Raw genomic sequence first — 13890 nt, forward strand, 5'->3', positions numbered from 1 at the left:
AAATGCCGGTGGGCTATAAGTATTAAATAATTCTATAGTTATAAATATGAAAGATGAAGGGGAAGATGAGGTACAGGTTTCCTCACATCAGTTAAAACTGGAAGTAGAAGAGCAGCAAAGGAAGAAAATGTTCCTTTCAGGCTATCGGTTCTGGTTAAAAACAGGCGTAGTATTTCTGTTTTTTTGCGCAGGAGCATGGCTGTATTCCAGCCGGTTTTCTACACAGGAACTTTTTTTTCTGACTAAAGGAACAATACAGGCAGATACATTAGCTGATGGATCGGTCATTGTGCTGAATAAACACAGCCTATTGCGCTACCCTGAAAAGTTTAAAGGTAGTCAGCGCCAGGTCTGGTTAACAAAAGGAGAGACTTTCTTCCAGGTTTCCCCAGTGCAGGAAAAATCATTTATTATTCAAACCAGCAGTACCACAATCAAAGTGGCCGGAGCTTCTTTTAATGTAAAAAACAGAAAGGGCAGTATAGAGATCATTGTTGAAAAAGGAAAGGTTCAGGTGAGCAAAGGTGGTCAAATGAGCACGCTTAATGCCGGAGAGAAAGTCCTGATTAAACAGAGTTCATCTCAATTGATAAAAGTTAACAATACCGACCAACTGTATACTTATTACCGGACTGGCGGATTTAACGCCGGAGGTGTGCCGTTATGGAGAATGGTTGAGGTTTTAAATGAAGTCTACAACAGTCCTGTTGTCATTGGCAGAAAAGGGTTGAATAACAGGTTATTAACCGGGACTTTTAAAAATGTATCTCTGGAAGCCGTTCTGGCTGCCATCTGCCGCAATACTGGTTGCGCTATCAAGACAAAAAACAATCAGGTCATTCTTATACTGAACATTCTGCTGAACTCTTATTTTTCATGATTTACAACCCCTGAGGGATTGTACGTTATTCACTTGACATGTCAAGGGATTGTACTGCTTTTGTTTTACCTCAATTCTTTGCTTGCATACCATTTCTTTGCTTGGATACCAGATCAGAACTGAATATGTCGCAGTTGCCCCCTTAAATTGCCCTGTTTAACCCCGGGACAATCCAGTTCGTATGTTCATCTTAGCCTGATGTAATTATCAATAAATCTAATCTTAAGCTTATGGCAATGTTTAAAGATGTTAAGGCATTCAGTGGTTTCTCCGTAAAGGAGATATCTGAAGCCATGAAATTTTATGGGGAGATATTAGGACTGGAGATTTCCCAGACCATGGGGCAGTTAGTACTGCATATTGCAAGTGGTGGAACTGTATTCGTTTATGCTAAACCTAATCATGTCCCTGCAACTTTTACGGTTCTTAATTTTCCGGTTCAAAACCTGCAGGAAGCGATGAATGAATTGCATAAAAAGGGAGTCGAATTTATCATTTATAAAGAAAAAGACTTTGAAACTGATGATCAGGGAGTATTCCATGGCGGCGGCCCTAAAATAGCCTGGTTTAAAGATCCATCCGGTAATATCTTATCTGTTTTGGAACGGGACAGTACTGAATAAACTAATTTGCTGGTTGAATTGCCTATTGTGGGCTTAATACCGAAAGACTGGTCATAACATTGCAAAATGATCCTCCTGAGCCGGGAATCATTTTGCAGGTGTATGTTTAAAATATTTAGCTGGCACCTTCAAAGAAGAAGCAATTCAAGATTTCTTAAATGGCGTCGTAAATGATAACCTTTTCGAAGAAGCATCTGAACTCGTCTAAAAAGGCTATATGAATAGGGTGAGCCTGGTATACATCATGACCAGCAAGGTCTTCAAAGAATACAATCTCCGAGAAGGTATAAGTTGTATCCACAACTGCGCGGTCAATAGGTGCAGGAACCCCAATATGTATTTTTGTTACGGTTTCTATCTTTTCTAAAGATTCAAGGCCTTTTCTGAATGCATTTTTTTGATCTGCTGTGGTATCGGCTTTTAACCAGAATAAAACGTGGTGAGCTATCATCGTATTTTTTGTTTTTTTTATTCTGCAAATGTAATAACCTTCTCCAGTATACAAGAAAAACAAACAGGCGCAGGTGATACAGATGAATGAATTTGGGTTTTATATGTTATATTTAGGTATTAAAAAATAATCAAATGATAAAACTTGGTCTTCTCCTGACGAATCAATATAGATTATTAAGCGTAGCTGCTCTACTGGATGTCTTTGAAACAGTCAATAAGCTTTATATTCAGGATGGTCATCCTGTTCCCTTCCAAATTGATTTGTTTTGTAGTGATGACAGTTTGTTGCGTAAACCGGGCACCTATTTTTATGGCTATGAGCCGGTAGCTATTCAAAATTCTCCCCAGCAAGACCTGATTTTGATACCTTCGTTTATCAATGAAGATATCCAGCATGCAATTGCTGAAAACTATGCGGCAGTTAGCTGGTTAAATCAGCAATATGCAGCAGGGGCGGAGCTGGCCAGTTTTTGTACTGGTGCTTTTTTGTTAGGTGCAACAGGGCTGCTCAATGGAAAGATCGCAACGACACATGTTGATGCTTGTGCAGCGTTTGCTTCTGCATTTCCGGAAGTAAGCCTTCAGGCAGATAAAACGGTTACCCAGGACGGCAGGTTATATACAAGCGGTGGGGCAACTTCCAGTTTCCATTTGATGCTGCACCTTTTACAGCTACATTGCGGAAACTCAATCGCCATTAAAATTGCAAAGTTGTTTGCCATAGACATGGACAGACATACACAATCTTATTTCAATACTTTCCAGATTTCAAGAAAACACAATGATGACCTGGTTGCCATGGCGCAGCAGAAAATAGAAATGGCTTATCATAATACCGGAACTATTGAAGAAATGATCAAAGATATCCCTGCCAGCAGGAGAAATATAGTAAGACGCTTCAAACAGGTTACCGGAATTACATTAATTGAATATTTGCAGCAGACCCGTATTGAAGCTGCAAAAAAACTTTTAGAGCAAACCGTTGAGCAGATGACGGAAGTCATTTATAAATCAGGCTATAATGATCCTAAAGCTTTTAGGAAAGTATTCAGAAAAACAGTTGGAATGACACCAAGCGAATACCGGGATAAATTCTATTTAGGAACAAGAGCCTGATCCCGCAATGAACTGGAACAACAATAAAGTAATTGCCCATCGTGGTGCTTTTAAAAAGAATAACCTGCCTGAAAATTCAATAGCTTCCTTAAAAGAAGCGATCAGGTTAAAATGTTACGGATCTGAATTCGATGTACATCTCACTAAAGACAATTTTATTGTCGTAAATCATGATGAAGATTTTCAGGGGATCCCGATTGCAACTTCCACTTATGCTGAGTTGAGGCAAAAAACGCTACACAATGGGGAATACCTTCCAACTCTGGAAGCTTACCTGAAGGAAGGTATGAAACAAGAACACACGAAATTGATCCTGGAAATTAAAGTTGCTGCAAACCTTTCGCGTACTTTAGCACTGACTGATGCCGTGTTCGGAATGGTGCAAAAAATACAGGCCGGAGCGTGGGTAGAATATATTAGTTTTAGCTATGAAGCACTGTTGCGGATATTACAACATGATCCAGCCGCAAATACCGCATTTCTGGCTGAAATCAATGATGAACTTCCTGTTGAAACCTTAAAAAAAGATCACATTTTGCAGGCCGATTATGACTTCAATATTTACCAGACAGGAGACTGGTTTAACCGCGCCCATCGCTTGGGAATGACAATTAACGCGTGGACCGTTAATGATAAAAAAGATATGTTAACCTTACTGGAAAACAAGATCGATTTTATCACCACTAACGAGCCCGAATTATTGCTTAACTTACTAAGTTAACTTAGTTTATTTATATTTAATAGCTTAATTTATAGAGAATTAACGTGCAGGACTAATGCCCTTATAAATGAAACTATGAATAGCTGCTGTCGTAACTTTCAAGTCGGCCGATAAGTACCAGATATTGTTGACTCTTATACCTTTGCTCGAAGAATCCAGCGGAAACCTGGCTTGCTCAATAATCTTGCTTTTTGAATTCAGAATATCTCCGCCTATCTTAAATAGGTTCATACCAGACAGACTAGTTTCCATATTGGGTAAAATCTGATTCATAAATACCGGATATAATGCCGGACCTGCGCCTTTCATCTTGTTAAACAGCGCGACCAGGACAGTTCTTTGTCTTTCAGTTCTTTCATAATCACCACGGCCAACTGCTCTGATCCTGGTATAGGCTACGGTTTGTCTGCCATTTAATACTTGAATGCCGGCATTGTTTACATTTACCGGAGGGATATTTTCAATAATGGAAATCTCTTTCAGATAATTGTTCAGGTAAGGGATTTCTTCTGGTTTAACATTGATCTCTACGCCACCGAGTGCGTCAATCATTTTAGCCGTTCCGAAAAAATCGACATTGATATAATCCTGGATGTCCATATCAAAGTTCTGATTAATGGTCTTAATAGCTAGCTGAGGCCCTCCTAAAGCAAATGCGGCATTGATTTTATCCATTCCTTTACCTTCTATATTTACATAAGTATCCCGCAGGATAGAAGACATTTTAATTTTCTTGGTTACCTGATCAATCGTAATAATCATGATCACATCAGAGTTTCCTTCCTGGTTTTTATCCCGTCTGTCTACTGCGAAAAGCGCCAGATTGATCGGCGGGTTGGCAATAGCCGCAATCCTTTTTTGTGTTTTTGGTGAGATGCCTAGTGCAGCTGGTGTTTTGATGAGTTTAACTATGGGAATCGGGACCGTTGTTCCGGCAATATTGGCAGGCACTGCTGTGGTGGTTAAGCTGGTCGTGTCTTGTGCTGAAACTGTCAAAGAAATTGTGCTGAACAGAACCAGGCTTAAAAAGATATATCTCATAAAAACAGGGTAATCATTAAGTTAATTATTTATAATCTATTTGTTAACTGCAAATTATGTGCTAATAAATCAGATTAATTCCAATTGTTCTGAGATCCAATTCGCTTTAATTCCTGAAAATTCCCCCATTTTGAGCACTGGGGGTATAAATTTTACAGTTAGTTGAGATAATTCCCCTAATTATTGTGCTGCTGGGATCTTTAGGATAAAATGGGGAAATTAAAAGGGAGTATCTAAATAAAACATCATTATCTTCAAAGGGAGATTGCGGGTATTTGTTTATTGCCTTTAATCGATTGATTGCTGATAATCCGGGCTTTAGGTTAAAAAAATTAAGAGGATTTGATTCTTAAATTATATTTTTTTTAATACGGTCTTTCAGGAATTGGTCTTTGTGGCCGATTTTGGCAAGATATTGGGAATATAGAATGTAAATACAATAGGTATTGATAATTAGAAATTATTTTATCAATCCAATATTAAATTATAAAACTGATGTTTATTTTAATTCGTAATTGTTGATAGGATGTATAACTTGCATAATAATTGTAATGCTTTTGATACATTCAAAAACACGGTTATTTAGTCAAATAAAAAATCTCTGAATAATATTAATCTACATCTTAATTCCCTTTTAAATGGAAAATGTCTCATTTGGTAAAAAGCAAATTTTAATAGTTGATGATGAGCCAAGTATCTTAAAATTACTGAACTTCATCCTGTCAAAACAGTATGTTGTCCATGCTAAGGAGAGCGGATACAAAGCTCATCTATGGTTGGAAGAAGGAAATTTTCCTGATATCATTATTCTGGATTTGCACATGCCTCATTTTGATGGTACTTCTTTTCTGAAAAGTATTAAGATCAGTGGTTATTACCGGGAAATCCCTGTTATAATTTTATCGGCAGCAGAAGATCTGGATAAAATTGTTGCAAATTTGCCGTTCAAAGTAGAAGCACATTTCCCAAAACCATTTAATCCGGAGAGTTTAAAAATGGAAATTGCCAGAGTTTTAGCCACATTAACAACTGCTATTTAAAGAAATAATGGATTATAATTACAAAGGAATAAGGTTGGTTTACTGCGGTACTGAACTTTCAACTGAGTCAGCTGGGATTTTAGGGCAGGAGTATCATATTTTCAGCCTGGATGATTCCTCTAAACTGGAAGCATATTTAAGTTCTTTATCGTTGTTCTCGACACCTGATGTGATTATGATCGAGGTCAGAGAAAAGGAAGAAGAGGCAGTCTTTGCCATTATTGCAAAGATCAAGAATAATCCCTTAACCAGCGGATTGATCATTGTATTGTTAGCACAGCAGCACGATGTGAAATTAAGAGCAAGGGCAATCAAAGCTAAAATACATGATTTGTATTTCCTTCCTTATCAAATGGAAGACCTGAAAGACAGGTTAAATTTCTTAATCAAATTTAAGCTGATCAAGCCGAATATCGAACAGCTTTCCGTAATTAAAAAACAGAAAGAATATATAATCCCTACCACCAAAAGGATTTTTGACGTGGTAGCTGCTGGTGGTGTATTGGTGGTTTTATCACCGATTCTGCTAGTTGTCGCCTTATTGATCAAAATGGATTCTAAAGGCCCTGTAATTTATAAAAGTAAAAGGGTAGGTACAGGTTACAAGATCTTCGACTTTTATAAGTTCAGATCTATGAAAGCCGGTGCAGATAAGGAACTGAAAAATTTATCGGCGCTGAACCAGTATGCCGATGATGGAAGTGGTACCAATGCCTTTATGAAAATTAAGAATGACCCACGTGTAACTAAATTGGGTAATTTCTTAAGAAGTTCAAGTATTGATGAGATCCCACAGTTATTGAATGTACTGAAAGGGGATATGTCTTTAGTAGGAAACAGGCCTTTGCCTTTATATGAGGCAGAAATGTTAACCTCCAATGAATGGTCAATGCGGTTTTTAGGCCCCTCAGGCCTCACTGGTTTATGGCAGATCAGCAAAAGAGGAAAAGCTGATATGTCTGATACAGAACGTAAAAAACTGGATAACTTTTATGCAAGGAATTATTCGGTATGGTTTGATATGAGTATCATGTTAAAAACCTTCCCTGCCTTGTTCCAGAGAGAAAAAGTATAAATAGATAAAATCAATCCTATTAATAATCAACTAAAATAATAATCAAATGAAAAAAGTATCTGCTCTCACAGTTCTTTTACTATCGTTTCTATGCCTGCACGTATCTGCACAGGATTCGATTATCGGAGACATCAATTACGGCATATTGGATAAATATATCCAGGCTGCAAAAGAAAACTATCCAAAACGCAAGATACTTAAAGCACAGGAAGATGCAATTAAAACTGGTATAGCTGTAGCAGAAATATCTTATCTTGATATGTTCAGTGCTTCTTATTTTTATCGCCCTGGTGATAAACAAGCAATCAGTACACCTGGACAGACTGCAAATCCGTATATTGTAAATGGTATTCAATATGGTATCAGTTTAAACCTGGGCGCTTTCCTGCAGAAACCATTTTTAGTGAAACGTGCAAAAGCTGATTATAAAGTTGCTCAATTGCAAACCGCTGATTATGATTATGCATTAGTAAATGAAGTTAAAAAAAGATATTATACCTATATTCAAATGTTAAGTGAGCTGAAAATTAAAACTCAGACTGCACAGGATAACAATGGGGTAGCTGAAAATCAACGCCGCAGATTTGAAAAAGGTGAGATTCCGTTGGATGCTTATAATGGAAGCAGAGTGCAATTGTCAGATTCTAATTCTGCTAAAATACAGACTGAAGTGAATTTTCTGAATGCTAAAGATGCATTGGAAGAGATAATTGGCAGAAAACTTACCGACATTAAATAAAATAATTCAAGTTTATTACTGAAAATGGACATTCAAAGATTTTTAAAGCTGCTCAAAAGATATATATGGATACTGATACTGGTACCTGTAGTCGCTGCCGTTATCACTTATTTTCTATCTAAAAATATTCCTAAAGAGTATAAATCTCAAGTTCAGATTTCTACTGGTCTGGTAGATCAGTCTAAGCAATTGTCTTCACAGACCCAGAATGATTATTTCAAGACCAGTCAGCAATTCAGTAATATTATTGAAAAGATGAAAATGAGAAAGATCATGAGTATTCTTTCTTATAACCTGATTATTCATGACCTGGAAAATCCGAAAGCCGCGTTCAGAAAATATAGTCCTAAACTGGATTCTCTTCCTGCTGCGCAGAAATTGGAATTGCTGAATACTTACAAAAAAAGACTTGCGCAAAAGGTTCCGGTAACCGTTTATGATAACAAAAGGAAATTCAAATTATATGATATCCTGCAATCAATGGGTTATGGTGAAGCTGCCCTGAATAAAAAGATGATGATTTACAGACCTGATAACAGTGATTTTGTAAATATCGATTTTACTTCAGAGGATCCGCTTTTATCTGCTTATGTGGTCAATACTTTAGCCACCGAATTTATCAGCAATTATAGTATTGATGTTTATAACAATCAGAATAACTCTATAGCTGTACTTGATTCCTTACTGAAAAAGAAGGAAAGAGAAATGAATGCTAAAAATGGAGCTCTGAAAGGCTTCAAAATGAAAAATGGTGTACTGAACCTGAACGAACAGGCGGCTACAGTTTATTCTCAAATCTCTCAGTACGAGGAAAGAAAAGCACAGGCAATCCGTGATATTCAGGCAAACCAGGGTGCACTTTCTGCGATCAAGAATAAATTAAGAGGAGTTGGGGACCCTTACATGGGGGGAACTGTTGTAGAGGATAACAATACCATTCTGAATTTAAAAAGCGAATTGAAAGCTGCGAATGACCGTTATATTGATAACAGCTTCAGACAGTCTGATAAACGTAAAATAGATTCTTTACAGACTTTAATATCCAGACAGTCTGCAAGAAATTCTGATAAAAATGTAGTGGATCCGCAGATTGCAAAACAAGGATTAATCCAGCAAAAAAATAACCTGGAGATTTCAACAGAACAGATCAAAAACACGATCAGCTCTATTGATAAACAACTGGCAAAATTGAAAGGACAATACAATACAATGGTTCCTTTTGATGCCGGGATACAAAATTATGAGCGTGATGCTGATATTGCGACTAAAGACTATATGGCCGCGTTGGAACGTACAAATACAAGCCGTACAGAACAAAATACAGGTTTAAAACTTCAGGTTGCACAGGTTGGTTTGCCTGGTTCTGCGGAAGCTTCAAAAACTATTGTATATATCGCTTTATCGGGTATCGCTACTTTTGCAGTTTGTTTCTCTCTTTTGGTATTGCTGTTTTTAACAGATCATTCTATCAATACGATCCACCAGTTGGAAGCTGCGACTAAAATGCGCGTACTGGGCAGTTTGAATTATATCCCTGAGCAGGTTACAGATATCAAATCGATCTGGAATGATACTAAAAATAATAACTATACGATCCATAAAGACTTACTGAGATCATTAAGGTTTGAGATCGGTGATGAAATGGCGAAGGAAGACAGCCGCGTATTGGGGATTACAAGTTTAGGTGTAGGGGAAGGGAAAACATTCCTGGCTTCTAACCTGGCTTATGCTTATGCGATGACTGGTAAAAAAGTATTATTGATTGGTGGTGATCAGGTAGCCCCGGTATTGTCAGACTCTAAACAGTTACAAATCAGTCAGAATTTTGAGACCTTTTTGGTGAAAAGAGAAATACAGATTGATGACATGATTACCCGTCTGAATAAGATTGATGAAACCAGATCTTTATTGGAGATCCAGAGTGAAAGAAATCTGAGAGCTGGATTTGATGTACTTAAAAAACAATTTGATATCATTATCATTGATGTCAATAGCTTATTGAATATTAACCTTGCCAAAGAATGGCTTTCATTTACAGAGAAGAACGTTGCTGTATTTGAAGCAGGTAAAACATTGACTGGTTCAGACAAAGATTTAATAGCCTTTCTTAAGAAACAGCCTGGATTTATGGGCTGGGTGATAAATAAAATAAAATTAGCCGGAATTGATGGTTAATTTAGCGGTAGATATTTAATTATGCAGCGAGATTCTAATCACCTGTTTTTAAAGAAGTCGAGAATAAAGTTTTTAATTTTTGGTCTTTTAATAGCAGGAATATCCAGTTTTGCAACCGCAAAACTGGAATTATTAGTTCCGGTAGTATTAGCGCTGCTGGCCGTATTTACTGTTTACCTGATTTTTCTTTTCAGAAATCCAAAGGTCGGCCTGGTCACCTTAGTCATCTACTGTTTTTTACTGGGCTTTCTGGGCAGGGAAATAGGGGGTCTGTCTTATGGAATGGGGATCGAATTACTACTGATCCTGACCTGGCTGTCCTCCCTGATTTATTATAAAAGGGAAGACTGGCTGGTGATCCGCAATGACTTGAGCCTGTTATTCCTGATCTGGTTTATTGTCAGTGTAATTGAAGTCATTAATCCTGCTGGTGCAAGTGTAATGGGCTGGCTGATGGAAATCAGGTCTGTTGCCTTATATCCGGTCCTGCTTATCCCTTTGAGTTTTATTGTCTTTAATAAGAAGAGTGATCTTGATCTTTTCATTAAACTGATTCTTGGTTTAGCTCTTATTGCTGCATTAAACGGGATTAAACAGATACATTTTGGCTTATTTCCTGGTGAACAACGCTTTATTGACGGACCAGGCGGGGCAACCCATTTGATTTTTGGAAAACTGCGTGCATTTTCCTTTTATGATGCCGGGCAGTTTGGGGCATTCGAGGCTGTATTTGTGGTGATGGCCGTGGTACTGGCTTTAGGTTCCTCTAAGCTTTGGAAAAAAGTTACTTTATTAACCCTTGCTGGTTTTTACGGTTATGCGATGTTGCTTTCCGGTACAAGGGGGGCATTTTTTGCCTTGGTTGTCGCGGCAATTTTTGCGATATTCCTGACTAAAAACTTCAAGGTATTGTTTTTAGGCGGTTTGTTTATGGCCATCTTTTTAGGTGGGTTGAAATATACCACCATTGGAAGTAATTATTATGAAATTAACCGTTTCAGAAGCTCCCTGGACCCTGAAGATCCATCCTTGAATGTTCGTTTCAATACGCAGCGGATTTTGAGGGAATACCTCAGTTCGCGGCCTTTTGGTGGTGGATTGGGTGTTTTAGGGGCTTTTTCGGAATATAATCAGGATAAATTCCTCTCGATTATACAACCAGACAGCTACTGGGTTAAAATCTGGGCCATGTATGGCATTGTAGGTTTAACGCTGTGGTTTAGTATGCTGATGTATATTCTGGGGAAATGCTGTGGAATTATCTGGATGATACAGGATAAAAAACTGAAAGTAAAACTGATTGCAATCTTATCAGCCAGTGCTGGGATTTTCTTTTGCAGTTATGGAAATGAGGTCATCAATAATATGCCTTCTTCTTTAATTGTCTGTATTTCGTTCGTGCTGGTTTATCTGGGACCTAAATTTGATAAAGAGATTGCAGAGGAAAAATTAATTGATGCCAATAACCGCATTGTTGCGAACAGCCTAATTGTAGTTAAACCAATTTAATCAGACCCCTATGCCATTTGAAATATTTCTTATTCCCGGTTTACTCTTCTTTGCTTATGGATTTTATAAATCCAAAAAATACTTTGAGCAACAACAGCAGTCGAAAGAAGAACATAATTAATAAAAAAGATTGCTCATGAAGATAACGCTCTGGATAATTTTGCAAATCATTATTGGATACAATCTTGTGCTTCCAATAGTACTTTTCTTGTTTTATAAACTCTTTAGAAAAGAGAGAAAGAACAGCCTGCATCAGGCAGACTATGATTATGCGATCATTGTTACTGCCTATGAGCAAACCGGGCTGCTGCACTCGGTAGTTGATTCTTTACTGCAGGTGAATTATAAAAACTACCTGATTTATGTAGTAGCTGATAATTGCGATATCTCCAATCTGCATTTTAACAATGAAAAAGTAGTGCTGCTCAGACCGGAGACTGTTTTAGCCAGTAATACCAGGTCGCATCTTTACGCGATCAGTCACTTTAAAAGAGCGCATGAGATCCTGACTATCATTGATAGTGATAACCTGACAGATCCTGAATATATCAATGAATTAAATGTATTTTTTGACCAGGGATTTGAAGCTGTACAAGGCGTCAGGGCGGCTAAAAATCTGAATACAACATTTGCCTGCCTGGATGCAGCAAGAGATATCTATTATCATTTTTATGATGGAAAGATTTTATTTGAACTCGGCTCATCGGCTACATTGGCCGGATCCGGAATGGCTTTCAAAACAGCATTGTACAAAGCCTGTTTTGAAAACCTGGATATTACCGGGGCAGGGTTTGATAAGGTATTACAGGCACAACTTTTAAAGCAGGGAAAACGCATTGCATTTGCTGAAAATGCGATTGTATTTGATGAAAAAACCACGAATTCTGCACAACTGGTGAATCAGCGTTCCAGATGGATCAATACCTGGTTTAAGTATTTTGGGTATGGATTTGATATTTTATTTAAGGGAATCAAAGGATTGAACCGGAACCAGTTTTTATTTGGTGTGATCCTGTTAAGGCCGCCTTTGTTTATGTTCATTTTGTTATCCATGTTTTGCGCCTTTATCAATTTGTTTATTTTCCCTTTTTATACTTTGATCTGGTTCATTGCTTTTGGCCTTTTTGCAATTAGTTTCCTGATTGCATTATGGAGCCATCCTACAGATGCAAGAATTTACAAATCGTTAATTAACATTCCTAAGTTTATATTTTTTCAATTGTTATCTTTAGTGCATGCGAAGCAGGCTAATAAGCGCTCTGTTGCTACTAAACATGAAATTAATTCATAAATTATATGATTAGTCAGCCAGTGGAAGAAATTGTTTCAGGAAGAGATATCGTTATTGTTGGCCAGCAGCCATGGGATGTTAACATTGGAAGTAACTGTAAAAATATAGCCATTGAACTGGCTAAACATAACCGGGTCCTCTATGTTAATTCTGCCTTGGACAGGATAACTTTACTCAGGAACAGAAAAGATAGTAAAATTATCAAACGTAAAGCGGTCATTAAAGGCAAAACAGATGGCCTGATTCCGGTTGCGGATAACTTATGGACTTTATATCCGGATGTATTGATCGAATCTGTGAACTGGATTAATAATTTCAACATTTTCGACTGGTTAAATAAGCGGAATAACAGGCTTTTTGCAAAATCAATTTTAAAAACAACTGCATTGCTGGGGTTCAAGGATATCATACTCTTTAATGACAATGATATGTTCAAGAGTTTTTACCTTAAAGAATTCCTTCGTCCTTCGTTGAGTATTTATTATTCCAGAGATTTTATGCTGGCTGTGGACTATTGGAAAAAACATGGGACAAGAATTGAACCCGCACTCATTAAAAAAAGTGATCTGTGCGTTGCAAATTCCACTTACTTAAGTAATTATTGTAAACAATATAATCCGGCTTCCTTTTATATCGGACAGGGCTGTGAACTTGATATTTTTACCAGTTCCGCAGCTTTACCTGCCGTGCCTGCTATTGATCGTTTAAAGGGGCCAAAAATTGGCTATGTGGGCGCATTACAAAGTATCCGTCTGGATATAGAATTGATTGCGCATATTGCAGTGACCAAACCAGCCTGGAATATTATTTTAGTTGGCCCTGAGGATGATGTATTTAGCGCAAGTAAATTACATGAAATTCCGAACATCCATTTTCTGGGTGCACAGAAACCTGAAGATTTACCACAGTATATCAATGCATTTGATTTATGTATCAACCCTCAGCTGGTGAACCAGGTAACAATCGGAAACTATCCAAGGAAAATTGATGAGTACCTGGCGATGGGAAAACCTGTGGTCGCTACGCATACTGAGGCCGTAACGATTTTTGAAGATACCGTTTACCTTGCAGAAAATAAAGAGAGTTTTGTTACGCTGATTGAAAAAGGCTTGCAGGAAAATACGGAGGAATTAGTAGCTTACCGGGTGAAGATTGCACATTCGCATTCCTGGGAAAATAGTGTGGGTGAATTGTATAAGGCTATGAATCAAGTTATATAAATTATAA

The 13890-nt window shown here is 37.6% G+C and carries 13 protein-coding genes; 11 read left to right on the top strand and 2 right to left on the bottom strand.

The genetic code is table 11. From position 1 onward, the window contains the following. Positions 1-46 precede the first annotated feature (46 nt). Positions 47-880 (top strand): FecR family protein, encoded by an 834-nt coding sequence (locus AY601_RS00920; RefSeq protein WP_068395297.1) that lies wholly within the window; start codon positions 47-49, stop codon positions 878-880. Positions 881-1110: 230 nt separating this feature from the next. Next, a complete protein-coding gene (locus AY601_RS00925; RefSeq protein ID WP_232324673.1) occupies positions 1111-1503 on the top strand; it encodes a VOC family protein in 393 nt (130 codons plus the stop codon). Between the two features lie 154 nt (positions 1504-1657). Here AY601_RS00925 and AY601_RS00930 read toward each other — a convergent pair whose 3' ends face one another. Continuing rightward, positions 1658-1954 (bottom strand): Dabb family protein, encoded by a 297-nt coding sequence (locus tag AY601_RS00930; RefSeq protein ID WP_068395298.1) that lies wholly within the window; start codon positions 1952-1954, stop codon positions 1658-1660. Between the two features lie 134 nt (positions 1955-2088). Between AY601_RS00930 and AY601_RS00935 the strand changes: the two genes are divergently transcribed. Both AY601_RS00935 and AY601_RS00940 read left to right on the top strand, forming a co-directional pair. Beyond that, complete coding sequence (locus tag AY601_RS00935) at positions 2089-3072, top strand: GlxA family transcriptional regulator (RefSeq protein ID WP_068395299.1); 984 nt, start codon at positions 2089-2091, stop codon at positions 3070-3072. A 7-nt stretch (positions 3073-3079) separates the two neighbouring features. Then, the gene (locus AY601_RS00940) at positions 3080-3793 is read left to right on the top strand and encodes a glycerophosphodiester phosphodiesterase (RefSeq protein WP_068395300.1); all 714 of its coding nucleotides are present in this window, start codon (positions 3080-3082) and stop codon (positions 3791-3793) included. 39 nt (positions 3794-3832) lie between these two features. Here AY601_RS00940 and AY601_RS00945 read toward each other — a convergent pair whose 3' ends face one another. Next, positions 3833-4834, bottom strand: coding sequence for an LCP family protein (locus AY601_RS00945; protein ID WP_068395301.1), 1002 nt, complete (start codon positions 4832-4834; stop codon positions 3833-3835). Positions 4835-5472: 638 nt separating this feature from the next. Between AY601_RS00945 and AY601_RS00950 the strand changes: the two genes are divergently transcribed. The 7 genes from AY601_RS00950 (at position 5473) to AY601_RS00980 (ending at position 13883) form a co-directional block, all read left to right on the top strand. Then, on the top strand, positions 5473-5874 hold the full coding sequence (locus AY601_RS00950) for a response regulator (protein WP_068395302.1): 402 nt from the start codon (positions 5473-5475) through the stop codon (positions 5872-5874). A gap of 7 nt (positions 5875-5881) precedes the next feature. Continuing rightward, positions 5882-6949, top strand: a complete 1068-nt coding sequence (locus AY601_RS00955; RefSeq protein ID WP_068395304.1) for a sugar transferase — start codon at positions 5882-5884, stop codon at positions 6947-6949. A 46-nt stretch (positions 6950-6995) separates the two neighbouring features. Beyond that, positions 6996-7688: a TolC family protein gene (locus AY601_RS00960; protein WP_068395306.1), complete on the top strand. Its 693-nt coding sequence runs from the start codon at positions 6996-6998 to the stop codon at positions 7686-7688. Positions 7689-7712: 24 nt separating this feature from the next. After that, positions 7713-9863: an exopolysaccharide transport family protein gene (locus AY601_RS00965; RefSeq protein WP_068395308.1), complete on the top strand. Its 2151-nt coding sequence runs from the start codon at positions 7713-7715 to the stop codon at positions 9861-9863. Positions 9864-9884: 21 nt separating this feature from the next. Then, on the top strand, positions 9885-11372 hold the full coding sequence (locus tag AY601_RS00970; RefSeq protein ID WP_084359005.1) for an O-antigen ligase family protein: 1488 nt from the start codon (positions 9885-9887) through the stop codon (positions 11370-11372). A 136-nt stretch (positions 11373-11508) separates the two neighbouring features. Further along, positions 11509-12663 (top strand): glycosyltransferase, encoded by a 1155-nt coding sequence (locus AY601_RS00975; protein ID WP_068395311.1) that lies wholly within the window; start codon positions 11509-11511, stop codon positions 12661-12663. Positions 12664-12668: 5 nt separating this feature from the next. Next, positions 12669-13883, top strand: a complete 1215-nt coding sequence (locus AY601_RS00980) for a glycosyltransferase (protein ID WP_068395313.1) — start codon at positions 12669-12671, stop codon at positions 13881-13883. The last annotated feature ends 7 nt before the right edge of the window (positions 13884-13890 follow it).

The organism is Pedobacter cryoconitis (genome assembly GCF_001590605.1).
Taxonomy (GTDB): Bacteria; Bacteroidota; Bacteroidia; order Sphingobacteriales; family Sphingobacteriaceae; genus Pedobacter; species Pedobacter cryoconitis_A.

Coding starts and splice junctions, on each gene's coding strand:
- AY601_RS00975 (WP_068395311.1), top strand. CDS start 11,509: ATGAAGATAACGCTCTGGATAATTTTGCAAATCATTATTGGATACAAT.
- AY601_RS00930 (WP_068395298.1), bottom strand. CDS start 1,954: ATGATAGCTCACCACGTTTTATTCTGGTTAAAAGCCGATACCACAGCA.
- AY601_RS00965 (WP_068395308.1), top strand. CDS start 7,713: ATGGACATTCAAAGATTTTTAAAGCTGCTCAAAAGATATATATGGATA.
- AY601_RS00945 (WP_068395301.1), bottom strand. CDS start 4,834: ATGAGATATATCTTTTTAAGCCTGGTTCTGTTCAGCACAATTTCTTTG.
- AY601_RS00920 (WP_068395297.1), top strand. CDS start 47: ATGAAAGATGAAGGGGAAGATGAGGTACAGGTTTCCTCACATCAGTTA.
- AY601_RS00955 (WP_068395304.1), top strand. CDS start 5,882: ATGGATTATAATTACAAAGGAATAAGGTTGGTTTACTGCGGTACTGAA.
- AY601_RS00970 (WP_084359005.1), top strand. CDS start 9,885: ATGCAGCGAGATTCTAATCACCTGTTTTTAAAGAAGTCGAGAATAAAG.
- AY601_RS00940 (WP_068395300.1), top strand. CDS start 3,080: ATGAACTGGAACAACAATAAAGTAATTGCCCATCGTGGTGCTTTTAAA.
- AY601_RS00960 (WP_068395306.1), top strand. CDS start 6,996: ATGAAAAAAGTATCTGCTCTCACAGTTCTTTTACTATCGTTTCTATGC.
- AY601_RS00950 (WP_068395302.1), top strand. CDS start 5,473: ATGGAAAATGTCTCATTTGGTAAAAAGCAAATTTTAATAGTTGATGAT.
- AY601_RS00980 (WP_068395313.1), top strand. CDS start 12,669: ATGATTAGTCAGCCAGTGGAAGAAATTGTTTCAGGAAGAGATATCGTT.
- AY601_RS00925 (WP_232324673.1), top strand. CDS start 1,111: ATGGCAATGTTTAAAGATGTTAAGGCATTCAGTGGTTTCTCCGTAAAG.
- AY601_RS00935 (WP_068395299.1), top strand. CDS start 2,089: ATGATAAAACTTGGTCTTCTCCTGACGAATCAATATAGATTATTAAGC.